This is a genomic window from Streptomyces sp. NPDC042201 (assembly GCF_055582185.1).
On the sequence record NZ_JBVJDS010000002.1, the window covers coordinates 370,734 to 393,983 of the forward strand.

Below are 23,250 nucleotides of genomic sequence, written 5' to 3' on the forward strand. Positions count from 1 at the left end.
CATTGCACGTACGCATGTTTCTCCGCCATACCCGGCGGGACCACCGCCCCGGCACGGTCCACAAGATGGGACCGCAGTCGGACAGCACAACCGGTCGCCGAGCCAGAAGGCCGACGTCCGCTCCAGGGAAGGACCCTTCGTGAGCGACACCACCGATCTGATGGGCGTGACTGCCGACAACAGTGTCGACGCCACCGCGCCCGCCGCAGGTGCTGCCTCCGGCACCACCGCACGGCGCCGCCGCTCCGGCACCGGCCTTGACGGCATGGTCCTGGCCGAACTGCAGCAGGTCGCGTCCGGCCTCGGCATCAGGGGCACCGCGCGGATGCGCAAGAGCCAGCTGATCGAGGTCATCAAGGAGACGCAGGCCGGAGCCTCGTCCGCGCCCAAGAGCGCCGAGGCCGGCAGCACCGACGCCGAGACCAAGCCGAAGCGCCGCGCGACCTCCAAGGCCCGTACGGGTGACACGGCCGCCGCGGAGAAGACCGACAAGGCCGAGAAGGCCGTGGCCCAGCAGATCGACATCCCCGGTCAGCCGGCCAGCGACGACCAGCCCGCGGGCGAGCGTCGCCGTCGCAGGGCCACCGCGCAGGCGGGCAGCCCCGACACCAAGGCGGAGACCAGGACCGAGGCCCAGGCCGACGTCAAGGTCGAGGCCCAGCCCGACGCCAAGGCCGAGGCCGCCGTGTCCGCGTCCGGCGCGGGCTCCGCCCAGACCGACACCGACGGCCGGCGCGGCGACCGCCAGGACCGCGGCCAGCGGGGCGAGCGCGGCGACCGTGACCGCGGCGACCGCCGTGACCGGCAGCGCGACCGTCGCGGCAAGAGCGACGAGCAGCAGGGCGGCCAGGGCGGCCAGCAGCAGAGCGGCGGCCAGCGCCAGCAGCGCGACAACCGCGGCGGCAGCAGCAGCCAGAGCATCCCCCAGAACAACGGCCCGCAGGACGACTTCGACGACGAGGCGGGCGGCCGGCGCGGCCGGCGCGGACGCTACCGCGACCGCCGAGGCCGCCGCGGGCGCGACGAGTTCGGCCCCGGCGAGCCGACGGTCGCCGACGACGACGTGCTGATCCCCGTCGCGGGCATCCTCGACATCCTCGACAACTACGCGTTCATCAGGACCTCCGGCTACCTGCCCGGTCCCAACGACGTGTACGTCTCGCTCGCCCAGGTCCGTAAGAACGGCCTGCGCAAGGGTGACCACACCACCGGCGCGGTGCGCCAGCCCAAGGAAGGCGAGCGCCGCGAGAAGTTCAACGCGCTGGTCCGCCTCGACTCCGTCAACGGCATGGCGCCCGAAACCGGCCGCGGCCGCCCGGAGTTCCAGAAGCTGACCCCGCTCTACCCGCAGGACCGGCTCCGTCTGGAGACCGACCCGGGTGTGCTGACGACGCGGATCGTCGACCTCGTCGCACCGATCGGCAAGGGCCAGCGCGGTCTGATCGTGGCCCCGCCGAAGACCGGTAAGACCATGATCCTGCAGGCCATCGCCAACGCGATCACGGTCAACAGCCCCGAGTGCCACCTGATGGTCGTCCTTGTCGACGAGCGGCCCGAAGAGGTCACCGACATGCAGCGGTCGGTCAAGGGCGAGGTCATCTCCTCGACCTTCGACCGTCCGGCCGAGGACCACACCACCGTCGCCGAGCTGGCCATCGAGCGCGCCAAGCGTCTCGTCGAGCTGGGTCACGACGTGGTCGTCCTGCTGGACTCCATCACCCGTCTGGGCCGTGCGTACAACCTCGCCGCGCCCGCCTCGGGACGCATCCTGTCCGGTGGTGTCGACTCGACCGCGCTCTACCCGCCGAAGCGCTTCTTCGGTGCGGCGCGCAACATCGAGGACGGCGGCTCGCTGACCATCCTGGCCACCGCGCTGGTCGAGACCGGCTCGCGCATGGACGAGGTGATCTTCGAGGAGTTCAAGGGCACCGGCAACATGGAGCTCAAGCTCGACAGGAAGCTCTCGGACAAGCGCATCTTCCCGGCGGTGGACGTGGACGCGTCCAGCACCCGTAAGGAAGAGATCCTGCTCGGCAGCGACGAGCTCGCCGTCGTCTGGAAGCTGCGCCGGGTGCTGCACGCGCTCGACCAGCAGCAGGCGATCGAGCTGCTCCTGGACAAGATGAAGCAGACGAAGTCGAACGCGGAGTTCCTGCTCCAGATCCAGAAGACGACGCCCGGGCCGGGCAACGGCAACAACGACTGACCAGCCCTGACGCCGCACGGAAAACCGCCCCGCCGCCTTGGCGACGGGGCGGTTTTCCGTTGTCCGCGCCCGTCCCGCCCCTGCCCCGCCCCCGCGCGGAACACAGCGCGTTGTGAAACCCTTCTGGGGTGCTCCACCGTCCGTTCGAGTGACCCACCACGCGCCTGATCACCACCCCTGGGGGCGGGACCGGAGCCACGGACAGAGGGAGACCATGACCGAGCGGAGCGGCACCCGAATACGCGGCGGCAAGCGCCGGCGTACGGCCACGACCGTCGTCGCCTGGTCGGCGGCGGCCCTGGTCGCCGTCGGGGGGTCCGGAATCGGCTTCGCGTATCTCAAGCTCGACGGCAATCTCCGGGGCATCGACATCAACGCCCAGCTGGGCAGGGACCGCCCCGTCAATATCGACAACGGTTCCCAGGACATCCTGGTGCTCGGCTCGGACTCCCGCTCCGGCGCGAACCGCGAGTACGGCCGGCGCATCAGCGGCGCCCGCTCGGACACGGCCATGATCGTCCATGTCTACAAGGGCCATAAGAAGGCCAGCGTCGTCTCCATACCGCGCGACACCCTGGTCGAACGCCCCGAATGCACCGATTCCAAGGGCAAGGCCGTCCCCGGCGCGCAGCTCGCCATGTTCAATTCGGCGTACGAGCTCGGCGGGCCCGCCTGCGCGGTGAAGACCGTCGAGAAGATGTCCGGCATCCGCATGGACCACTTCATCGAGGTCGACTTCACCGGCTTCAAGAAGCTCATCGACGAGCTCGGCGGCGTCAAGATCACCACCACCCGGCCCATCAACGACGCCAAGAGCCATCTGAAGCTGGCGCCCGGTACCCACACCCTCGACGGTGAGCAGGCCCTCGGCCTCGTCAGGACCCGCAAGAGCATCGGCGACGGCAGCGACCTCGGCCGGATCCAGCTCCAGCAGGCCTTCATCAAGGCGCTGATCAACCAGGTCAAGGACATCGGCGTCTTCAGCAGCCCCAAGAAGCTGTACGACGTCGCCGACACCGCCACCCGCGCGATCACCCCCGACTCCCAGCTCGACACGGTCAACGAACTGATCGGCTTCGCCGGCGGCCTCAAGGACCTCGGCACCGGCGACGTCAGGACGATCACGCTCCCGGTGCGCTACGACCCCGCCGACCCGAACCGCGTCCTGCCCCTCCAGAAGGGCTCCCAGCAGGTCTGGACGGCCCTCAGGCACGACAAGCCGATCCCCGCCTCCGCCACCAAGGACTCCGCGGGCGACAAGGGCGACGCACAGGGCGTGATCAAGGGCGGTTAGCTACCCACGCGCCCCCGGAATACTTCCGCCCGCCCCCCGGTTTTGGGAGATACGGCCGGTCCTGGCAGACTGGTACGTCGGCCCCGGTTCACGTACGCGCAATCCGCGCTGACGACCCGGTGCCCTCCCGAAACTAGGAGCCACCTTGAAGCGCGACATCCACCCCGCGTACGTCGAGACCCAGGTCAGCTGCACCTGCGGTGCGTCGTTCACCACCCGGAGCACCATCGAGAGCGGCAGCATCCGTGCCGACCTGTGCTCCGAGTGCCACCCGTTCTACACGGGCAAGCAGAAGATCCTCGACACCGGTGGCCGCGTGGCCCGCTTCGAGGCCCGCTTCGGCAAGGCCGCCGCCAAGAAGTAGCGAGCAGTCCGCGCCGGTTCTCGGTGTCCCGCTCCGGGACGTCGAGACCGGCGCTTTGGCGTCCCGAAGCACCTTCGTACGAACCCAGGAGCCACCGATGTTCGAGGCGGTCGAGGAACTGATCGGCGAGCACGCCGATCTGGAGAAGAAGCTCGCCGACCCGTCGGTCCACGCGGACCAGGCGAACGCGCGCAAGCTCAACAAGCGATATGCCGAGCTGACGCCGATCGTCGGTACGTACCGCTCCTGGAAGCAGACCGGCGACGACATCGGGACGGCCCGCGAGTTCGCGGCCGACGATCCCGACTTCGTCGCCGAGGTCAAGGTTCTGGAGAAGCAGCGCGAAGAGCTCACCGAGAAGCTCCGCCTGCTGCTCGTACCGCGCGACCCCAGCGACGACAAGGACGTCATCCTTGAGGTCAAGGCGGGCGCGGGCGGCGACGAGTCCGCGCTCTTCGCCGGTGACCTGCTGCGCATGTACCTGCGGTACGCCGAGCGCGTCGGCTGGAAGACCGAGATCATCGACGCCACCGAGTCCGAGCTCGGCGGCTACAAGGACGTCCAGGTCGCGGTGAAGACCAAGGGCGGCAACGGGGCCACCGAGCCGGGACAGGGCGTCTGGGCCCGGATGAAGTACGAGGGCGGGGTGCACCGCGTGCAGCGCGTGCCCTCCACCGAGTCCCAGGGCCGCATCCACACCTCGGCCGCCGGAGTCCTGGTGACGCCCGAGGCCGAAGAGGTCGACGTCGAGATCCACGCCAACGATCTGCGTATCGACGTCTACCGCTCCTCGGGCCCCGGCGGCCAGTCCGTCAACACGACCGACTCCGCCGTCCGCATCACCCATCTGCCGACCGGTGTCGTCGCCTCCTGCCAGAACGAGAAGAGCCAGCTCCAGAACAAGGAGCAGGCCATGCGTATCCTGCGCTCGCGGCTGCTCGCGGCCGCCCAGGAGGAGGCGGAGAAGGAGGCCGCCGACGTCCGGCGCAGCCAGGTCCGTACCGTCGACAGGTCCGAGAAGATCCGGACCTACAACTTCCCGGAAAACCGGATCTCGGACCACCGCGTCGGTTTCAAGGCGTACAACTTGGACCAGGTCCTCGACGGAGAGCTGGACGCCGTCATCCAGGCGTGCGTCGACGCGGATTCCGCCGCGAAGCTCGCCGCCGCCCAGTAACCACAACCGCAGTCCGGAGGAACCAGCGTGCAGCCACATTCTGGGGGGCCCAGCGACCCTCAGCGGCTCCGCCGCGGGCCCGGCCCCCGCAGCCTGCTGCTCGCCGAGGTGGCCCAGGCCACCCAGCGGCTGGCCGACGCGGGTGTGCCCTCACCGCGCTTCGACGCTGAGGAGCTCGCCGCTTACGTGCACAGCGTCAAGCGGGGAGAGCTGCACAACGTCAAGGACACGGACTTCGACGCCCGCTACTGGGAAGCCGTGGCCCGCCGCGAGGCCAGGGAGCCGCTCCAGCACATCACCGGACGTGCCTTCTTCCGGTATCTGGAGCTCCAGGTCGGGCCCGGGGTCTTCGTACCGCGCCCGGAGACCGAGTCGGTCGTCGGCTGGGCCATAGACGCCGTACGGGCGATGGACGTCGTCGAACCGCTCATCGTCGACCTGTGCTCCGGCTCGGGCGCCATCGCGCTCGCCATGGCGCAGGAGGTGCCCCGCTCGCGCGTGCACGCCGTCGAGCTGTCCGAGGACGCCCTCACCTGGACGCGGAAGAACGCCGACGGGTCCAGGGTCACCGTGCACCAGGGAGACGCCCTCACGGCCCTTCCCGAGCTCGACGGCCAGGTCGACCTGGTCATCTCCAACCCGCCGTACATCCCGCTGACCGAGTGGGAGTACGTCGCCCCCGAGGCCCGCGACCACGATCCGGAGATGGCCCTCTTCTCCGGCGAGGACGGCCTCGACACGATCCGCGGCATCGAACGCACCGCCCACCGGCTGCTGCGCCCCGGCGGCCTCGTCGTCGTCGAGCACGCGGACACCCAGGGCGGACAGGTCCCGTGGATCTTCAGCGAGGAGTCCGGCTGGGCCGACGCCGCCGACCACCCCGACCTGAACAAGCGCCCCCGCTTCGCGACGGCCCGCAAGGCCATGCCGTGACCGTCCCCGCCATCCCTTCCGCCTTGATCATCCAGACCGTGTACGTGCACGAGGAGGCCCGTTAAATGGCTCGGCGATACGACTGCAACGACGCGACGGATCGTGCGACGGGTCTGCGTGAGGCCGCGTCGGCGGTACGCCGCGGTGAGCTGGTCGTGCTGCCCACCGACACCGTGTACGGGATCGGTGCGGACGCCTTCGGATCCGAGGCCGTCGCCGATCTGCTGGAGGCCAAGGGCCGCGGGCGCAATATGCCCACCCCTGTCCTGATCGGCTCCCCGAACACCCTGCACGGCCTGGTCACCGACTTCTCCGAACAGGCCTGGGAACTGGTCGACGCGTTCTGGCCCGGCGCCCTCACCCTGGTCGCCAGGCACCAGCCGTCCCTCCAGTGGGACCTGGGCGACACCCGGGGCACCGTGGCCATCCGGATGCCGCTGCACCCCGTCGCCATCGAGCTGCTCACCGAGGTCGGCCCGATGGCCGTATCCAGCGCCAATCTCACGGGACACCCGGCCCCCGAGGACTGCGACGCCGCCCAGGAGATGCTCGGGGACTCCGTCTCCGTCTACCTCGACGGCGGCCCGACACCCGGCAACGTCCCCTCCTCGATCGTCGACGTCACCGGCAAGGTCCCGGTGCTGCTGCGGGCCGGCGCCCTCGACGCGGAGGAGCTCCGCAAGGTGGTACCCGACCTCGAGGTGGCCAATTGACCGCCCCTGAGGGGCGTGGCATAGCGGAGACCGCATACACCGGCAACACCTTCCGCATCCTCCACGTCAGTACCGGCAATGTCTGCCGCTCGCCCATCACCGAGCGGCTGACCAGGCATGCCCTGAGCGTCCGCCTCGGCGAACGGCTCACCGGCGGCCTGATCGTGGAGAGCGCCGGCACCTGGGGACACGAGGGCGCGGCCATGGAGGCCAACGCCGAGGCCGTGCTCGCCGACTTCGGCGCCGACGCGTCCGGCTTCGTCGGCCGTGAACTGCTCGACGAACACGTCATCCGCGCCGACCTGGTCCTCACCGCGACCCGCGACCACCGGGCCCAGGTCATCTCCATGGGCCACTCCGCGGGGCTGCGCACCTTCACGCTCAAGGAGTTCACCCGGCTCGTACGGGCCATAGACCCGGCGACACTCCCCGACCCCCTCGACGAGGGCGTGGTCGAACGCGCCCGCGCACTGGTACGCGCGGCCGCGGCTCTACGCGGGTGGCTGCTGGCCCCGACGGCGGAGGCGGACGAGGTCTACGACCCGTACGGCGCGCCGATCACGTTCTTCCGCTCCATCGGCGACGAGATCAACCAAGCCTTGGACCCAGTGGTCACCGCCCTGACAGGAGTCCCCGCCTGCCCGCCCCTTCTTTAAGGGCTCGGTTCGCCTCCGGGGCGCCTTATGCCACTGTCGACGGTCGACCGTGCTCGATTCGCTCGTACCTCGCGAACCTCCGCGCGCTCTCCCTTTCGACAGCGGCGCGCCCCTTCGGCTCACTCGCCGGCGGTCGTGGAGACGGGCGGTCGTTATACGGAGGCAGCGGCCCTTGTGCCATGGGCGCGCGTGTCCCCACTTTCCCCAGGCGGGGCCGAGCGGGTTGGTGGGCCACCGGCGGGAGGGGGGTGGGGGCGCAGGAGGTGTGTGTCCGGACGTAAAGCGTGATTTGTCGGCGCACACAAGCCGCACCCGACAAACGAGCCGCACGGCGCCGTAAATCATGCAGTCCGGACACACACCTCCGGAGCCCGCGCCCCCCGCACCCACGACGACCGGCCTCGCACCCGCACCACCCGCGCCGCGCATCGGCACCCGCACCCGCACCACCCGCGCCGCGCACCGGCAACCGCACCCGCCTACATTGGAAAGCACGCACCCCCTCCGAGGTGGGAGCCCGCCATGCCGGTCGTCGTCACCGCGCCATCCGCCAGCACCCCCTGGGCCGACCCGGACGCGCTGCTCCGGCAGGATCCCGAGATGGCCGAAGTGGTCCTCGGCGAGGCCCACCGGCAGAGCGACAGCCTCCAGCTCATCGCCGCCGAGAACTTCACCTCGCCCGCCGTCCTCGCCGCCCTCGGCTCCCCGCTCGCCAACAAGTACGCCGAGGGCTACCCCGGCGCCCGCCACCACGGCGGCTGCGAGCTGGTCGACGCCGCGGAGCGGATCGCCGTCGGGCGGGCGCAGACGCTCTTCGGCGCCGAGCACGCCAACGTACAGCCGCACTCCGGCTCCTCCGCCGTGCTGGCCGCGTACGCCGCGCTGCTGAGGCCCGGGGACACGGTGCTCGCGATGGGGCTGCCGTACGGCGGTCATCTCACCCACGGCGCACCGGTCAACTTCTCCGGCCGCTGGTTCGACTTCGTCGGGTACGGCGTCGACGCCGGGACCGGCCGCATCGACTACGCGCAGGTGCGGCGGCTGGCGCGGGCGCACCGCCCGAAGGCCATCGTCTGCGGCTCGATCTCGTACCCCCGGCACATCGACTACGAGGCGTTCCGGGTGATCGCCGATGGTGTCGGCGCGTATCTGATCGCCGACGCCGCGCACCCGATCGGGCTGGTTGCCGGGGGAGCGGCGCCCAATCCGGTGCCGTACGCCGACATCGTGTGTGCGACGACACACAAGGTGCTGCGCGGTCCCCGCGGCGGGATGATCCTCTGCGGCGCGGAGTACGCGGAGCGGGTCGACCGCGCGGTGTTCCCGTTCACGCAGGGCGGGGCGCAGATGAACGCCATTGCCGCCAAAGCTGTCGGCTTCGGCGAGGCGGCGACCCCCGGGTTCACGGCGTACGCCCATCAGGTCGTCGCCAACGCACGGGTGCTCGCGGACGCTTTGGCCGCGGAGGGTCTCCGGATCACCACGGACGGTACCGACACCCATCTGATTACGGCCGATCCGGCACCACTGGGTGTGGACGGCAGAGCGGCCCGTGGCCGGCTCGCGGCCGCGGGCATCGTGCTGGACACCTGCGCGCTGCCGTACACGGAGGGGCGCGGGATCCGGCTGGGCACCGCCGCCACGACCACTCAGGGCATGCGAGAGGCCGAAATGGCGCGGATCGCGGCCCTCTTCGCCTCGGCGCTGCGCGAGGACGCGGAGGAGGCGCGTGGAGCCCGCGCGGATGTAAGGGAACTCGTGCGGCGGTTTCCGCCGTATGGAACCGTTTCCTGAATGAAATGACTGCCGGCGGGAAGCCGTGCGACTATCTCTCTCATTTCCCCGTCCTGGCTCATATGGCGACTCGGTATCCAACGGTGGGTCCGACGCGGGCTAGTGTGTGGGGCTGAGATGGCCAGCGATTCCTGTGGGGCAGCCCGTGCGTGATTACCTGCTGACGCTCTGTGTGACGGCTGCGGTGACTTATCTGCTGACCGGCCCGGTGCGGAAGTTCGCCATCGCGACCGGCGCGATGCCGGAGATCCGTGCGCGTGACGTTCACCGCGAACCGACGCCGAGACTCGGCGGCATCGCCATGTTCTTCGGCCTGTGCGCCGGACTGCTCGTGGCGGACAACCTGCAGAACCTCAACGGGGTCTTCGAGTTGTCCAACGAGCCGCGCGCGCTGCTCTCCGGCGCCGCCCTGATCTGGCTGATCGGTGTCCTGGACGACAAGTTCGAGATCGACGCCCTGATCAAGCTCGGCGCGCAGATGATCGCCGCCGGTGTGATGGTGATGCAGGGTCTGACGATCCTGTGGATCCCGGTGCCCGGTATCGGCATGGTCTCGCTGACCTCGGGACAGGGCACCCTGCTGACCGTCGCCCTGGTCGTGATCACCATCAACGCGGTCAACTTCGTGGACGGTCTCGACGGCCTTGCGGCGGGCATGGTCTGCATCGCCGCCGCGGCCTTCTTCCTGTACACGTACCGGCTCTGGTACGGGTACGGCCTGGAGGCGGCCGCTCCCGCGACGCTCTTCGCCGCCATCCTGATGGGCATGTGCGTCGGGTTCCTGCCGCACAACATGCATCCCGCCCGGATCTTCATGGGCGACTCGGGATCGATGCTGATCGGTCTGGTGCTCGCGGCGGGCGCGATCTCGGTGACCGGTCAGGTCGACCTGGACGTCCTGGCTGTCTTCGAGGGCTCCACCCGCGAGGCCACGCACGCGGCGCTGCCGGTCTTCATCCCGCTGCTGCTGCCGCTGACGATCATCGCGATCCCGTTCGCCGACCTGGTGCTCGCGGTCGTGCGCCGTACCTGGAACGGCCAGTCGCCGTTCGCCGCCGACCGGGGCCACCTCCATCACCGGCTGCTGGAGATCGGGCACTCGCACAGCAGGTCCGTCCTGATCATGTACTTCTGGTCGGCGCTGATCGCGTTCGGTGTCGTCGGCTACTCGGTGCACTCGACGTCGATGTGGATCGTGCTGACCGTCGTCGCGCTGAGCGCGGTGGGCCTGGTGCTTCTGCTGCTGCCGCGCTTCACGCCGCGGGCTCCGCTCTGGGCACAGGCCGTTGTGCCGCCGCGCTACCGGCGCCGCCGGCGGCAGGAGGAGACGTACGAGGAGCCCACGCCCGGACTCGCCCGCGCACCCCAGGAGATGATCGAGGAGCGCACGCCTGTTCCCGCCGGCGTCAACGGGGCGACCGCCCTGGGCGCTCGTTCGCGTCTTCCCGACCGACGGAAGGCCGGTTCGCGGCACTGACCGTTCGGCCATTTCTCTCATCGAGGCCCAATACCAGACAAGATGCTGTGGCGTCCTGCACACACGCGCGAAGTAACTCTCATGTGTGACAGTCAGCACACGCCCTTGGTAAAGACCTCATCAAATAGTTTGTGATACTGTTCACGAGACCCGGCGACAGAGCCGAAGGACCGTAGTGCGACGGTCCGTTGGCCCGAGAAACCTTCTCTCGGACCGGGCATACGCTCGTCCATGACGACACCATCTGCCCCACCCAGTCAGCGGAGCTGCCGCCATGCCGTCCAACGACGTCCGGAACCTCCTTCACACCGCCGTACCCACTGCTGCCGTCGGCGTCATCGCCGCGGTGACCGGTGGTGTGCTCGCGGGCGGGAAGGGAGCTCTGGGCGCCGCTGTCGGTGCGCTGGTGGTCATCCTCTTCATGGGGATCGGGCTCGTGGTGCTCCAGTGGGTGGCGAAGTCACTGCCGCACTTGTTCCAGGCGATGGGCCTGATGCTCTACACGGCCCAGCTGTTGCTGCTCTTCATCTTCGTGGCCGCTTTCAAGAACACCACGCTGTTCAACCCGAAGGCCTTTGCCCTCACGCTCGTTGTGGCGACCCTCGTCTGGGTCGCAGCTCAGGCCCGTGCGCACATGAAGGCCAAGATTCTTTACGTCGAACCCGAGTCCTCGAAGGCCAACGCGGCCGAGAAGACGGGGTCGTCGACGTGAGGAGTAGGGCCGGGATAAGTACTCGTTCGAGATCCTGCTATCGTCCGGTGCCAACTGCGGCATTGCGGGCGCGGGCATCCGAGCTGACGCCTGTTCTCACGCGAGGCTCAACGCCCGACCGCCGTCCTCACATCCGTCACACCAGTCCAGTGCCGAACCGCGGCTGCGCGCCGCGCCGACACAACGAGGTTGCCGTACCTATGCGCCATGCTGAAGGAGCCCGCGGTGAGTGCTGACCCGACGCAGGTGCTCGCCTTCGAGACCGATTGCCACATCTTCGAAGGATGTGGCTTCCCGGCACCCGGCCTGCACTCGTTCCTGTTCGAGCCGATTGTCGGCAACGCGGACAGCAGCTTGTACTTCAACAAAACGATGCTGCTGGCGCTGCTCGGCTCGATCGTCATCGTCGGCTTCTTCTGGGCCGCTTTCCGTAAGCCGAAGGTTGTCCCGGGCAAGCTTCAGATGGTGGCCGAGGCCGGCTACGACTTCGTACGCCGAGGCGTCGTCTACGAGGTCATCGGCAAGAAGGAGGGCGAGAAGTACGTACCGCTGGTCGTCTCGCTGTTCTTCTTCGTCTGGATCATGAACCTCTGGTCGATCGTCCCGGTCGCTCAGTTCCCGGTGACGGCGATCATCGCCTATCCGGCGGCGCTGGCGGCGATCGTCTACGTCCTGTGGGTGTCGCTGACCTTCAAGCGGCACGGCTTCGTCGGCGCCTTCAAGAACTTCACCGGCTACGACAAGTCGCTCGGCCCGGTTCTGCCGCTGGCCATGGTCATCGAGTTCTTCTCGAACCTGCTGGTCCGGCCGTTCACGCACGCGGTGCGACTCTTCGCGAACATGTTCGCGGGCCACACGCTGCTGCTGCTCTTCACGATCGCCAGCTGGTACCTGCTGAACGGCATCGGGATCGCGTACGCCGGCGTCTCGTTCGTGATGGTTCTCGTGATGACCGCCTTCGAGCTCTTCATCCAGGCGCTTCAGGCGTACGTATTCGTGCTCCTGACCTGCACCTACATCCAGGGCGCGCTCGCCGAGAACCACTGATCGCCCTCCCCCTCAGACCCCCAGACGTCCGGTGGCCAACCCCCACCGGTCCGTGAAAGAGAAGGAAGAACTGGCATGTCCCAGACTCTTGCCGCCGTATCCGGTTCGCTCGGCTCCATCGGCTACGGCCTGGCCGCCATTGGTCCCGGCGTCGGCGTCGGCATCATCTTCGGTAACGGCACCCAGGCCCTCGCCCGTCAGCCCGAGGCTGCCGGTCTGATCCGTACCAACCAGATCCTTGGCTTCGCCTTCTGTGAGGCGCTCGCCCTCATCGGCCTGGTCATGCCGTTCGTCTACGGGATCTGATTCACGACCAGCCCACTAGACGAAAGGCACTGATATGAGCCCGTTGCTCACTATCGCGGCTGAGGAGTTGCAGAGTCCTCTCATTCCGCCGATTCCCGAGCTCGTCATCGGCCTGCTCGCCTTCGTCATCGTCTTCGGCTTCCTTGCCAAGAAGCTTCTCCCGAACATCAACAAGGTTCTGGACGAGCGACGCGAGGCCATCGAGGGCGGTATCGAGAAGGCCGACGCCGCCAAGACCGAGGCCCAGAGCGTCCTTGAGCAGTACAAGGCGCAGCTCGCCGAGGCCCGGCACGAGGCCGCCCGTCTCCGCCAGGAGGCGACCGAGCAGGGCACCGTGATCATCCAGGAGATGAAAGCGGAAGGCCAGCGGCAGCGCGAAGAGATCATCGCCGCCGGTCACACCCAGATCGAGGCCGACCGCAAGGCCGCGGCCAGCGCGCTGCGCCAGGACGTGGGCAAGCTCGCCACCGAACTGGCAGGCAAGCTCGTCGGTGAATCCCTTGAGGACCACGCCCGGCAGAGCCGCACCATCGACCGCTTCCTCGACGAGCTTGAGGACGGCGCTGCGAAGGCCGAGGCCACGCGATGAACGGTGCGAGCCGCGAGGCACTGGCCGCCGCCCGTGAGCGCCTCGACGCGCTGACCGACAACACGTCGGTCGACGCCGAGAAGCTCGCCGACGAGCTGGCCGCCGTTACCGCGCTGCTCCACCGCGAGGTGTCGCTGCGCCGGGTCCTGACCGACCCGGCCCAGGCCGGCGAGGCCAAGGCCGAGCTGGCGGCGCGGCTGCTGAACGGCCAGGTGGGCGGCCCGGCCGTCGACCTGATCTCCGGCATGGTGCGTTCCCGCTGGTCGCAGCCGCGTGACCTGGTCGACTCGGTGGAGGAGCTGGCGGCCACCGCCGAGCTCACCGCCGCGGAGCGGTCCGGCGCGCTCGACGACGTGGAGGACGAGCTGTTCCGGTTCGGCCGGATCGTCGAGTCCAGCACCGAGCTGCGTGCCGCGCTGACCGACCGGTCGGCGACGGTCTCCGCCAAGACCACGCTGCTGCACAGCCTGCTGGGCGGCCGGGCCAATCCGGCCACGGAACGCCTGGTAGTGCGTCTTGTGACACAGCCCCGGGGACGTAGCCTGGAAGCGGGTCTCCAGACCCTGTCCCGGCTCGCCGCGGCGCGCAGGGACCGCATGGTCGCTGTCGTCACCTCGGCGGTGCCCCTCACGGACGGACAGAAGCAGCGCCTCGGCGCCGCTCTGGCGAAGCTGTACGGCCACCCCATGCACCTGAATCTGGACGTGGACCCCGAGGTCCTCGGCGGGATCTCGGTGCGGGTCGGCGACGAGGTCATCAACGGCACCGTCGCGGAACGTCTCGAAGACGCGGCACGGCGGCTCGCCGGCTGACCGCCGGCAACAGAACAGAGCAAGACGAGCGGCCCGGTTGGGCCGTGCAGAGATTGCAGAAGATTCCTGGGGGTCGCCCCCAGACCCCGAGATACGCAGACCCCCAAAGAAACTTCGGGCCCAACAAGGAGAGCAGGGAACCCAGATGGCGGAGCTCACGATCCGGCCGGAGGAGATCCGGGACGCGCTGGAGAACTTTGTCCAGTCGTACAAGCCGGACGCGGCCTCGCGCGAGGAGGTCGGTACGGTCAGCGTGGCCGGAGATGGCATCGCCAAGGTCGAGGGTCTCCCCTCGGCCATGGCGAACGAGCTGCTGAAGTTCGAGGACGGCACCCTCGGTCTCGCCCTCAACCTCGAGGAGCGCGAGATCGGTTCGATCATCCTCGGTGAGTTCAGCGGTATCGAGGAGGGACAGTCGGTCACCCGTACCGGCGAGGTCCTCTCCGTCGCTGTCGGCGAGGGCTACCTGGGTCGCGTCGTCGACCCGCTCGGCACCCCGATCGACGGACTCGGCGAGATCGAGACCGAAGGACGCCGCGCCCTGGAGCTGCAGGCCCCGGGCGTCATGGTCCGTAAGTCGGTCCACGAGCCGATGCAGACCGGCTACAAGGCTGTCGACGCCATGGTGCCGATCGGCCGTGGCCAGCGTCAGCTGATCATCGGTGACCGGCAGACCGGCAAGACCGCGCTGGCCGTTGACACGATCATCAACCAGCGCGACAACTGGCGCTCGGGCGACACGAAGAAGCAGGTCCGCTGCATCTACGTCGCCATCGGCCAGAAGGGCTCCACCATCGCGTCCGTGCGCGGTGCCCTGGAGGAGGCCGGCGCGCTCGAGTACACGACGATCGTGGCCGCCCCCGCGTCCGACCCGGCCGGCTTCAAGTACCTGGCGCCGTACACCGGCTCGGCCATCGGCCAGCACTGGATGTACCAGGGCAAGCACGTCCTGATCATCTTCGACGACCTTTCGAAGCAGGCCGACGCCTACCGCGCCGTGTCCCTGCTGCTGCGCCGTCCGCCGGGCCGTGAGGCCTACCCGGGCGACGTCTTCTACCTGCACTCGCGTCTGCTGGAGCGTTGCGCCAAGCTCTCCGACGCGATGGGCGCCGGTTCGATGACGGGTCTCCCGATCGTCGAGACGAAGGCCAACGACGTGTCGGCGTTCATCCCGACCAACGTCATCTCCATCACCGACGGACAGTGCTTCCTGGAGTCCGACCTGTTCAACGCCGGCCAGCGGCCCGCGCTGAACGTCGGTATCTCGGTCTCCCGAGTCGGTGGCTCCGCCCAGCACAAGGCCATGAAGCAGGTCTCCGGCCGACTGCGTGTGGACCTCGCCCAGTACCGCGAGCTGGAGGCGTTCGCGTCCTTCGGCTCCGACCTGGACGCGGCCTCCAAGGCGTCCCTGGAGCGCGGTAAGCGCATGGTCGAGCTGCTGAAGCAGCCGCAGTACTCGCCGTATCCGGTGGAGGAGCAGGTCGTCTCCGTCTGGGCCGGCACCACCGGCAAGATGGACGACGTACCGGTCAACGACATCCGTCGCTTCGAGACCGAGCTGCTGGAGTACCTGCGCCGCGAGCGCAAGGAACTGCTCAGCAGCATCGCCGAGGGCGGCAAGATGTCCGACGACACGCTGCAGTCCGTCGCGGACGCCATCACCGCCTTCAAGCGGCAGTTCGAGACCTCGGACGGCAAGCTCCTGGGCGACGACGCGCCGGCCGCCAACGTCTCCAAGTGACGACGGAAGGGACCTGACTCATGGGAGCCCAGCTCCGGGTCTACAAGCGTCGCATCAAATCCGTCACCGCGACCAAGAAGATCACCAAGGCGATGGAGATGATCGCCGCCTCGCGCATCGTCAAGGCGCAGCGCCAGGTGGCGGCCTCCACGCCGTACGCGACCGAGCTGACCCGCGCGGTCACCGCGGTGGCGACGGGATCGACGACCAAGCACCCGCTGACCACCGAGGTGGAGTCACCGGTACGCGCCGCGGTCCTGCTCATCACGAGCGACCGCGGTCTGGCCGGCGGCTACTCCTCGAACGCCATCAAGGCGGCGGAGCAGCTCTCCGGGCGGCTCCGCGCTGCGGGCAAGGAGGTCGACACGTACATCGTCGGCCGCAAGGGTGTCGCCTACTACGGCTTCCGTGAGCGCAAGGTCACGGACTCGTGGAGCGGCTTCACCGACAACCCGACGTACGCGGACGCCAAGGAGGTCGCGGCGCCCCTGATCGCGGCCGTCCAGCAGGACACGGCCGAGGGCGGCGTGGACGAGCTCCACATCGTCTTCACCGAGTTCGTCTCGATGCTGACGCAGACGCCGGTGCAGAACCGGCTGCTGCCCCTCAGCCTCGAGCAGGCGGCTGAAGAGTCCGGTACGAAGGGCGAGATCCTTCCGCTGTTCGACTTCGAGCCGTCGGCGGAGGACGTCCTCGACGCTCTGCTGCCGCGCTACGTCGAGAGCCGTATCTACAACGCGCTGCTCCAGGCCGCTGCTTCCAAGCACGCTGCCACCCGCCGCGCGATGAAGTCGGCGACCGACAACGCCGGAGAGCTCATCAAGACGCTCTCCCGGCTTGCCAACGCGGCCCGCCAGGCCGAAATCACCCAGGAAATCAGCGAGATCGTCGGTGGCGCCAGCGCCCTGGCCGACGCGACCGCGGGGAGTGACAAATAATGACCACCACTGTTGAGCCGACCGCTCCTGCCGGCGTGGCCACTGGCCGTGTCGCGCGGGTCATCGGCCCGGTTGTCGACGTGGAGTTCCCCGTCGACGCGATGCCGGACATCTACAACGCACTGACCGTCGAGGTGGCCGACCCGGCCGAGGACGGCAAGATCAAGAAGCTGACCCTGGAGGTCGCCCAGCACCTGGGTGACGGTGTGGTCCGCGCCATCTCGATGCAGCCCACCGACGGTCTGGTCCGCCAGGCCCCGGTGACCGACACGGGCAACGGCATCACGGTGCCGGTCGGCGATATCACCAAGGGCAAGGTGTTCAACACCCTCGGTGAGATCCTGAACAAGCCCGAGGCCGAGTCGGAGATCACCGAGCGCTGGCCGATCCACCGCAAGGCCCCGGCCTTCGACCAGCTCGAGTCCAAGACCGAGATGTTCGAGACCGGCGTCAAGGTCATCGACCTGCTGACCCCGTACGTCAAGGGCGGCAAGATCGGTCTGTTCGGTGGTGCCGGTGTCGGCAAGACCGTGCTGATCCAGGAAATGATCTACCGCGTCGCCAACAACCACGACGGTGTGTCGGTGTTCGCGGGCGTCGGTGAGCGTACCCGTGAGGGCAACGACCTCATCGAGGAGATGGCCGAGTCCGGCGTCATCGACAAGACGGCGCTTGTCTTCGGTCAGATGGACGAGCCCCCGGGCACCCGTCTGCGCGTCGCGCTGGCCGGTCTGACCATGGCGGAGTACTTCCGCGATGTGCAGAAGCAGGACGTGCTCTTCTTCATCGACAACATCTTCCGGTACACCCAGGCCGGTTCCGAGGTGTCCACCCTGCTCGGCCGTATGCCGTCCGCGGTGGGTTACCAGCCGAACCTGGCGGACGAGATGGGTCTCCTGCAGGAGCGCATCACCTCGACCCGCGGTCACTCGATCACCTCGATGCAGGCGATCTACGTCCCCGCGGACGACCTGACCGACCCGGCTCCGGCCACCACCTTCGCCCACCTCGACGCGACGACGGTGCTCTCCCGTCCGATCTCCGAGAAGGGCATCTACCCGGCCGTGGACCCGCTGGACTCCACGTCCCGGATCCTGGACCCGCGCTACATCGCGCAGGACCACTACGACACGGCGACCCGTGTCAAGGGAATCCTGCAGAAGTACAAGGACCTCCAGGACATCATCGCGATCCTCGGTATCGACGAGCTGGGCGAGGAGGACAAGCTCGTTGTCCACCGTGCCCGTCGCGTCGAGCGCTTCCTGTCGCAGAACACCCACGTCGCCAAGCAGTTCACCGGCGTGGAGGGTTCGGACGTACCGCTCGACGAGTCGATCACCGCGTTCAACTCGATCTGCGACGGTGAGTACGACCACTTCCCCGAGCAGGCGTTCTTCATGTGCGGTGGCATTGAGGACCTCAAGGCCAACGCCAAGGAGCTCGGCGTCTCCTGAACCGTTCGGTTCACGGAGGGGGGCGGGTTCGTCCCGCCCCCCTCCGACGCTCTCATCGCCACCCCATAGAATTAAGCCCAACACCCGGCCGAACAGCCGGGTGGTGACCCGAGGAGCCACCCATGGCTGCTGAGCTGCATGTCGAGCTGGTCGCCGCGGACCGCAGTGTCTGGTCCGGCGAGGCCACCCTGGTCGTCGCGCGCACCGCGTCCGGCGACATCGGCGTCATGCCCGGTCACCAGCCGCTTCTCGGTGTGCTGGAGTCGGGCCCTGTGACCATCCGTACGAGTGAAGGTGGAACGGTCGTCGCCGCTGTGCACGGCGGCTTCATCTCCTTCGCCGACAACAAGCTTTCGCTGCTGGCGGAGATCGCCGAGCTCGCGGATGAGATCGACACCCAGCGCGCGGAGCATGCGCTGGAGCGCGCCAAGTCGGGCGACGACGACGCCGCCGAGCGGCGCGCCGACGTCCGGCTGCGAGCGGTGGCGGTGCGTTAAGCGCTGCTTTCGCAATGGATTCAACCTCAGCCGCGGCCCGTTCCGGACTCTCCGGACCGGGTCGCGGCTGAGGCGATGCAGGTGCAGGTGCGGTTCTTGGTCCGGTACTGGATGAGGCGAGGAGGTCGGTGTTGATGGTCCTCGCTCTGCTCGTATGCGGACTGGTCGTCGTGCTGGTTGCGGTGGGGCTTTTCGTCTTCGGTCTGCGCCGGCGGCTGATTCAGCGCTCGGGCGGGACCTTCGACTGCAGTCTGCGCTGGAACGTGCCGGAGGAGACCGATCTCTCCGGCAAGGGCTGGGTGTACGGCGTCGCCCGCTACAACGGGGACCGGATCAACTGGTTCCGGGTCTTCTCCTACGCCCCGCGGCCGCGCCGCACCCTGGAGCGCTCCGCGATCGAGGTGCTGGCCCGCCGGGCGCCCCACGGCGAGGAGGAGCTGGCGCTGCTCTCCGACGCGGTCGTCCTCGGCTGTCTGCACCGCGGGGTCCGCCTCGAGCTGGCCATGAGCGACGACGCGCTCACCGGCTTTCTCGCCTGGCTCGAAGCGGCGCCGCCCGGACAGCGTGTGAATGTGGCCTGACCCCGGTCTCTCCGGGACGTGATGAAGGGGGCGGCGCTCGGGCGCCGCCCCCTTCATCTCTGTCATCTCTGAGCGCTGACGGCTATCCGAGCCCGTTGTTGATCGCGGTCACCAGCTCGCCGTTGGCGGTGTCACCGGTGAAGTCCCAGAAGAACGCGCCTCCCAGGCCCTGCTGGTTCGCCCAGGCCATCTTGGACGTGATGGTGGCCGGGGTGTCGTAGCTCCACCAGTTGGTGCCGCACTTGGCGTACGAGGTGCCGGCGATGGTGCCGGTGGGCGGGCAGGTGTTCTTGAGGACCTTGTAGTCCTCGATGCCCGCCTCGTACGTGCCCGGCGCGGCGCCGGTCGCGGTGCCGCCCGGGGCGGCCTGGGTCACGCCGGTCCAGCCGCGCCCGTAGAAGCCGATGCCGAGCAGCAGCTTCTTGGCCGGCACGCCCTGCGCCTTGAACTTGGCTATCGCCTCGGCGGAGTTGAAGCCCGCCTGCGGGATGCCCGGGTACGAGGTGAGCGGGGAGTGCGGAGCCGTCGGGCCCTGCGCGGCGAAGGCGCCGAAGAAGTCGTAGGTCATCACGTTGAACCAGTCCATGTACTGGGCTGCTCCCGCGTAGTCGACCTTGTCGATCTTGCCGCCGGCCGACGCGTCCGCCGTGACGGCCGCGGTGACCAGGTTGCTCGCGCCGAACTTGGCGCGCATGGCCTGCATCATGTTCTTGAAGGACGCGGCGCCGCTGGTGTCACAGGACAGACCACAGGCGTTCGGGTACTCCCAGTCCAGGTCGATGCCGTCGAAGACATCGGCCCAGCGGGGGTCCTCCACCAGGTCGTAGCAGGACTGCGCGAAGGCCGTCGGGTTCTTCACGGCGTCCGGGAAGCCGCCGGACCAGGTCCAGCCGCCGAAGGACCAGAGGACCTTGATGTTCGGGTTCTTCGCCTTGAGCTTGCGCAGCTGGTTGAAGTTGCCGCGCAGCGGCTGGTCCCAGGTGTCGGCGACGCCGTCGACGGCCTGGTCGGCGGTGTACGCCTTGTCGGTCGCCGCGTAGCTGTCACCCATGACGCACTTGCCGCCGGTGACATTGCCGAACGAGTAGTTGATGTGCGTGATCTTGGACGCGGAACCGGACGTCACCAGGTTCTTGACGTGGTAGTTCCGGTCGTAGACGCCCCACTCGGTGAAGTAACCGAGCTTGACCTTGCCGCCCGTGGGAGGTTCACCGCCGCCACCGCCGGTGGTGCGGACCGCGCGGGAACCGCTGACCGGCCCCGTCTGGTCGGCCGTGTCACGCGCCTGGACGGTGTACGAGTAGTCGGTGCCCGCGGTCAGACCGGTGTTGGTGTACGTCGTACCGGTGACCGTGGCGATCTTCGCGCCGTCCCGCAGGACGTCGTAGTTCTTGATGCCCTTGTCGTCCGTCGCCGCGGTCCAGCTCAGCTTCGCCGAGGTGTTGGTGATCTCGCTGGCGGTCGGGGTGCCGGGGGCGGAGGGCGGGTTGTCGCCGGGGACGCTGGGTCCGCCGTCGCACGACGCGCCGTTCAGCTTGCAGCCGGACGGGGATCCCGTACCGGTGCCGTTGAAGCCGAAGCTGACCGAGGCGCCGGGGGCGAGGGTGCCGTTCCAGGTCTTGTTCTTGGCGGTCCAGTGGTTGGCCGCGCCGGTGATGTCGGCGTCCCAGCCGGAGGTGACGGCCGTGCCGGAGGGGAAGTCCCACTCCACGGTCCAGGAGGCGATGCTCGTGGTGCCGGTGTTCTTCACCGTCCACTTGCCCTCGAAGCCCGTGCCCCAGTCGGAGGCCTTGCTGTAGGTGGCGGTCGCCGAGGTGGCGGCCTCCGCGGGGCTGGCCAGTCCCACCATGGCTGCCAGCGGAAGCAGCAGCGCGGTAAGGCCCGCGACGGTTCTGGATCTGAATCGGGGTCTGCGGAGGATGGGTTGGGTGTTCAAGCGTGCTCCTCAGGTGAGTACCGGACAATCCGGGGGTGGTCCGTGCACTGCTCACCCTGCGACGGCTCACCGCAGCGTGTGCGGTGAGAGTAGGAAGGTCTGGACCACTCGTCAATAGGTCCAGACCAAAGGCGGGCCGGTTGGGGCGCCGGGCGGGTGCGCACCGGTCAGATACCCAACTCCTGAGCGAGGACGGCGGCTTGCAGCCGGCTGCGCAGCCCCAGCTTGCCGAGAACCCTGCTGACATGCGTTTTCACCGTCGCCTCTGCCATCCCGAGCCGGACCGCGATCTCGGCGTTCGACAGCCCTTCACCCAGGCAGGAGAGCACTTCACGCTCCCGGCGCGTGAGCGCGTCCAGCGCCGCGGGAACGGGCGCGTTCACGGCTCGTACGGGCTTCGGCGCCGCGAATTCGGCGATCAGCCGGCGGGTGACGGCCGGGGCGATCAGACCCTCGCCGCGCGCCACCGTCCGTACCGCCGTGAGCAGATCCCCGGCCTCGGCGTTCTTGAGCAGAAAGCCCGCCGCCCCGGCCCGCAGCGCCCCGAAGACGTACTCGTCCAGATCGAACGTCGTCAGCACCAGCACCTCCGCGAGCCCCTCCGCGACCACCTGCCGGGTCGCCGACACCCCGTCGAGCCGGGGCATCTGCACATCCATCAGCACCAGATCGGGCCGCAGTTCCCGGGCCAGGACGACCGCCTCCGCGCCGTCCGCGGCCTCCCCGACGACCTCGATGTCCCGCGCGCTGCGCAGGATGAGCACCAGCCCCGCGCGCACCGACGCCTGGTCCTCGGCGACCAGAACCCGGATCGTCATACCGTCCCCCGCCCTTCCCCGACGGGCAGTTCTGCCCGTACCTGCCAGATCGTGCCGCCGTCACCGGTGCCGGCGGGACCGGCCTCGAACACGCCGTCGAGCAGCGCGGCCCGCTCCCGCATCCCGACCAGACCGGCGCCGGACCCCGGCGCGCGCGGTCCTGACCGGTCGCCGAAAGGACTCCCGATCCGTACGGTCAACGCCTCCTCCGAACAGTCCAGTTCGACGGCGACCGGGCCGGGCGCCGCGTGCTTGAGGGCATTGGTCAGCGACTCCTGGACGATGCGGTACGCGGCCAGCTCGACCGGCGTGGGCAGCTTCGGCCCCGCGCCGCGCCTGTCGTCCAGGGTGAAGGTGAGCCCACTGGACGCGCCGTTCGTCCCGGCCTGTTCCAGCAGCGTGTCGAGCGCGGCCAGCGTCGGCGCGGCGGCGGGCTCCGTGTCGTCCCCGCTGTCCCGCAGCAGCCCGATCAGCCGGCGCATCTCGGCCAGCCCGTCGACGCTGTTCTCCCGGATGACGGTGAGCGCCTCGCGCGTGGTCCGCGCGTCGTCCAGCGAGAGCGCGGCGGTCGAGTGGATCGCGATGGCCGAGAGATGGTTGGCGACCATGTCATGCAGCTCACGGGCCATCCTGGCGCGCTCCGCGGTCACCGCCTGGGTCCGGTCGATCTCGGCCAGCAGCGCGGTCTGCTCGGCCCGCAGCCGGGCCGCCTCCGCGGCGTCCCGGTGGTTGCGCACCAGTACCCCGGTGGTGGCGGGGGCGAAGCTGATCAGCGCGGTGACCACGCCGATCAGCAGGGCGTCCGCCGAGCGGAACCACGCGGCGAACCCGATCGTCACCGCGACCGTGACCAGCGCGGTGGTCCAGGGGATACGGCGGGCGGCGGCGGGCGTCCCGTACAGCACGGCCGCGTACACGATGTCCGTGAACATCAGCACCGTCGCGAGACTGGTGCCCGTGAACTGATCGGCGATCAGGCCGAGCGTGCCGAGGACCAGGGCGGTCTGGGGCGCGGTCCTGCGCAGCAGTTCAAGCCCCGCCAGGACGGTCATCGGTATCAGCGCCCACGCACCGGGCAGTGGTCCGCCCACCTGGGTGTGCACACCGAGTGTCCAGAGGACGAGGCCGCCGAGCAGGCCGGCCGCGGCGATCAGTACGTCGTCACGGTGCGGACGGAGGGAAGCGGTCACCCCTCCATCAAACAC

The 23,250-nt window shown here is 68.9% G+C and carries 22 protein-coding genes; 19 read left to right on the top strand and 3 right to left on the bottom strand.

Features of this window, described 5'->3' with window-relative positions:
* The first annotated feature begins 139 nt into the window (after positions 1-139).
* The 19 genes from rho (at position 140) to ACZ6MZ_RS05660 (ending at position 19,291) form a co-directional block, all read left to right on the top strand.
* The gene (gene rho, locus ACZ6MZ_RS05570; protein ID WP_469350009.1) at positions 140-2,206 is read left to right on the top strand and encodes a transcription termination factor Rho; all 2,067 of its coding nucleotides are present in this window, start codon (positions 140-142) and stop codon (positions 2,204-2,206) included.
* Between the two features lie 214 nt (positions 2,207-2,420).
* Positions 2,421-3,500: an LCP family protein gene (locus ACZ6MZ_RS05575; RefSeq protein ID WP_389788386.1), complete on the top strand. Its 1,080-nt coding sequence runs from the start codon at positions 2,421-2,423 to the stop codon at positions 3,498-3,500.
* A 145-nt stretch (positions 3,501-3,645) separates the two neighbouring features.
* Positions 3,646-3,864: a 50S ribosomal protein L31 gene (rpmE, locus tag ACZ6MZ_RS05580; protein WP_384186350.1), complete on the top strand. Its 219-nt coding sequence runs from the start codon at positions 3,646-3,648 to the stop codon at positions 3,862-3,864.
* 97 nt (positions 3,865-3,961) lie between these two features.
* Positions 3,962-5,041, top strand: a complete 1,080-nt coding sequence (gene prfA / locus ACZ6MZ_RS05585; RefSeq protein WP_389788383.1) for a peptide chain release factor 1 — start codon at positions 3,962-3,964, stop codon at positions 5,039-5,041.
* Positions 5,042-5,134: 93 nt separating this feature from the next.
* A complete protein-coding gene (gene prmC, locus ACZ6MZ_RS05590; RefSeq protein WP_389788453.1) occupies positions 5,135-5,974 on the top strand; it encodes a peptide chain release factor N(5)-glutamine methyltransferase in 840 nt (279 codons plus the stop codon).
* A 65-nt stretch (positions 5,975-6,039) separates the two neighbouring features.
* Positions 6,040-6,687 (top strand): L-threonylcarbamoyladenylate synthase, encoded by a 648-nt coding sequence (locus tag ACZ6MZ_RS05595; RefSeq protein WP_384186356.1) that lies wholly within the window; start codon positions 6,040-6,042, stop codon positions 6,685-6,687.
* Positions 6,684-7,343, top strand: a complete 660-nt coding sequence (locus ACZ6MZ_RS05600; RefSeq protein ID WP_389788380.1) for an arsenate reductase/protein-tyrosine-phosphatase family protein — start codon at positions 6,684-6,686, stop codon at positions 7,341-7,343. The genes ACZ6MZ_RS05595 and ACZ6MZ_RS05600 overlap by 4 nt, the downstream gene beginning before the upstream one ends.
* A 522-nt stretch (positions 7,344-7,865) precedes the next feature.
* Positions 7,866-9,137, top strand: coding sequence for a serine hydroxymethyltransferase (locus tag ACZ6MZ_RS05605; protein ID WP_469350011.1), 1,272 nt, complete (start codon positions 7,866-7,868; stop codon positions 9,135-9,137).
* Between the two features lie 145 nt (positions 9,138-9,282).
* Positions 9,283-10,614 carry an MraY family glycosyltransferase gene (locus ACZ6MZ_RS05610; RefSeq protein WP_389788376.1) on the top strand — a complete coding sequence of 444 codons (1,332 nt, stop codon included), beginning with the start codon at positions 9,283-9,285 and terminating at the stop codon, positions 10,612-10,614.
* Positions 10,615-10,888: 274 nt separating this feature from the next.
* Positions 10,889-11,326, top strand: a complete 438-nt coding sequence (locus ACZ6MZ_RS05615) for a hypothetical protein (RefSeq protein WP_384186367.1) — start codon at positions 10,889-10,891, stop codon at positions 11,324-11,326.
* Between the two features lie 210 nt (positions 11,327-11,536).
* On the top strand, positions 11,537-12,373 hold the full coding sequence (gene atpB / locus ACZ6MZ_RS05620) for a F0F1 ATP synthase subunit A (RefSeq protein WP_469350385.1): 837 nt from the start codon (positions 11,537-11,539) through the stop codon (positions 12,371-12,373).
* A 75-nt stretch (positions 12,374-12,448) separates the two neighbouring features.
* Positions 12,449-12,679, top strand: a complete 231-nt coding sequence (gene atpE, locus ACZ6MZ_RS05625) for an ATP synthase F0 subunit C (protein WP_066950113.1) — start codon at positions 12,449-12,451, stop codon at positions 12,677-12,679.
* Positions 12,680-12,713: 34 nt separating this feature from the next.
* Positions 12,714-13,268, top strand: coding sequence for a F0F1 ATP synthase subunit B (locus ACZ6MZ_RS05630; protein ID WP_384186371.1), 555 nt, complete (start codon positions 12,714-12,716; stop codon positions 13,266-13,268).
* Positions 13,265-14,080 (top strand): F0F1 ATP synthase subunit delta, encoded by an 816-nt coding sequence (locus tag ACZ6MZ_RS05635; protein ID WP_384186374.1) that lies wholly within the window; start codon positions 13,265-13,267, stop codon positions 14,078-14,080. Before ACZ6MZ_RS05630 ends, ACZ6MZ_RS05635 begins: the two co-directional genes overlap by 4 nt.
* A gap of 145 nt (positions 14,081-14,225) precedes the next feature.
* On the top strand, positions 14,226-15,821 hold the full coding sequence (gene atpA / locus ACZ6MZ_RS05640; RefSeq protein WP_389788370.1) for a F0F1 ATP synthase subunit alpha: 1,596 nt from the start codon (positions 14,226-14,228) through the stop codon (positions 15,819-15,821).
* Between the two features lie 20 nt (positions 15,822-15,841).
* A complete protein-coding gene (locus ACZ6MZ_RS05645; protein WP_384186379.1) occupies positions 15,842-16,759 on the top strand; it encodes a F0F1 ATP synthase subunit gamma in 918 nt (305 codons plus the stop codon).
* Positions 16,759-18,213 carry a F0F1 ATP synthase subunit beta gene (gene atpD, locus ACZ6MZ_RS05650; protein WP_384335556.1) on the top strand — a complete coding sequence of 485 codons (1,455 nt, stop codon included), beginning with the start codon at positions 16,759-16,761 and terminating at the stop codon, positions 18,211-18,213. Before ACZ6MZ_RS05645 ends, atpD begins: the two co-directional genes overlap by 1 nt.
* 122 nt (positions 18,214-18,335) lie before the next feature.
* The gene (locus ACZ6MZ_RS05655) at positions 18,336-18,710 is read left to right on the top strand and encodes a F0F1 ATP synthase subunit epsilon (RefSeq protein ID WP_389788369.1); all 375 of its coding nucleotides are present in this window, start codon (positions 18,336-18,338) and stop codon (positions 18,708-18,710) included.
* Between the two features lie 134 nt (positions 18,711-18,844).
* The gene (locus tag ACZ6MZ_RS05660; protein WP_384186388.1) at positions 18,845-19,291 is read left to right on the top strand and encodes a DUF2550 domain-containing protein; all 447 of its coding nucleotides are present in this window, start codon (positions 18,845-18,847) and stop codon (positions 19,289-19,291) included.
* 82 nt (positions 19,292-19,373) lie between these two features.
* Here ACZ6MZ_RS05660 and ACZ6MZ_RS05665 read toward each other — a convergent pair whose 3' ends face one another.
* From ACZ6MZ_RS05665 to ACZ6MZ_RS05675, 3 genes are all read right to left on the bottom strand, one after another.
* Complete coding sequence (locus ACZ6MZ_RS05665; protein WP_389676609.1) at positions 19,374-21,140, bottom strand: glycosyl hydrolase family 18 protein; 1,767 nt, start codon at positions 21,138-21,140, stop codon at positions 19,374-19,376.
* A gap of 254 nt (positions 21,141-21,394) precedes the next feature.
* Positions 21,395-22,045 carry a response regulator gene (locus tag ACZ6MZ_RS05670; protein WP_389788368.1) on the bottom strand — a complete coding sequence of 217 codons (651 nt, stop codon included), beginning with the start codon at positions 22,043-22,045 and terminating at the stop codon, positions 21,395-21,397.
* Complete coding sequence (locus ACZ6MZ_RS05675; protein WP_384335550.1) at positions 22,042-23,235, bottom strand: sensor histidine kinase; 1,194 nt, start codon at positions 23,233-23,235, stop codon at positions 22,042-22,044. The genes ACZ6MZ_RS05670 and ACZ6MZ_RS05675 overlap by 4 nt, the downstream gene beginning before the upstream one ends.
* Positions 23,236-23,250 lie beyond the last annotated feature (15 nt).

Bases quoted from the DNA above. Each gene is read 5' to 3' on its own strand.
- ACZ6MZ_RS05575 (WP_389788386.1), top strand. From the start codon at position 2,421: ATGACCGAGCGGAGCGGCACCCGAATACGCGGCGGCAAGCGCCGGCGT.
- prfA (WP_389788383.1), top strand. From the start codon at position 3,962: ATGTTCGAGGCGGTCGAGGAACTGATCGGCGAGCACGCCGATCTGGAG.
- ACZ6MZ_RS05595 (WP_384186356.1), top strand. From the start codon at position 6,040: ATGGCTCGGCGATACGACTGCAACGACGCGACGGATCGTGCGACGGGT.
- ACZ6MZ_RS05605 (WP_469350011.1), top strand. From the start codon at position 7,866: ATGCCGGTCGTCGTCACCGCGCCATCCGCCAGCACCCCCTGGGCCGAC.
- ACZ6MZ_RS05615 (WP_384186367.1), top strand. From the start codon at position 10,889: ATGCCGTCCAACGACGTCCGGAACCTCCTTCACACCGCCGTACCCACT.
- atpE (WP_066950113.1), top strand. From the start codon at position 12,449: ATGTCCCAGACTCTTGCCGCCGTATCCGGTTCGCTCGGCTCCATCGGC.
- ACZ6MZ_RS05630 (WP_384186371.1), top strand. From the start codon at position 12,714: ATGAGCCCGTTGCTCACTATCGCGGCTGAGGAGTTGCAGAGTCCTCTC.
- ACZ6MZ_RS05635 (WP_384186374.1), top strand. From the start codon at position 13,265: ATGAACGGTGCGAGCCGCGAGGCACTGGCCGCCGCCCGTGAGCGCCTC.
- atpA (WP_389788370.1), top strand. From the start codon at position 14,226: ATGGCGGAGCTCACGATCCGGCCGGAGGAGATCCGGGACGCGCTGGAG.
- ACZ6MZ_RS05645 (WP_384186379.1), top strand. From the start codon at position 15,842: ATGGGAGCCCAGCTCCGGGTCTACAAGCGTCGCATCAAATCCGTCACC.
- atpD (WP_384335556.1), top strand. From the start codon at position 16,759: ATGACCACCACTGTTGAGCCGACCGCTCCTGCCGGCGTGGCCACTGGC.
- ACZ6MZ_RS05655 (WP_389788369.1), top strand. From the start codon at position 18,336: ATGGCTGCTGAGCTGCATGTCGAGCTGGTCGCCGCGGACCGCAGTGTC.
- ACZ6MZ_RS05660 (WP_384186388.1), top strand. From the start codon at position 18,845: ATGGTCCTCGCTCTGCTCGTATGCGGACTGGTCGTCGTGCTGGTTGCG.
- ACZ6MZ_RS05665 (WP_389676609.1), bottom strand. From the start codon at position 21,140: ATGGTGGGACTGGCCAGCCCCGCGGAGGCCGCCACCTCGGCGACCGCC.
- ACZ6MZ_RS05670 (WP_389788368.1), bottom strand. From the start codon at position 22,045: ATGACGATCCGGGTTCTGGTCGCCGAGGACCAGGCGTCGGTGCGCGCG.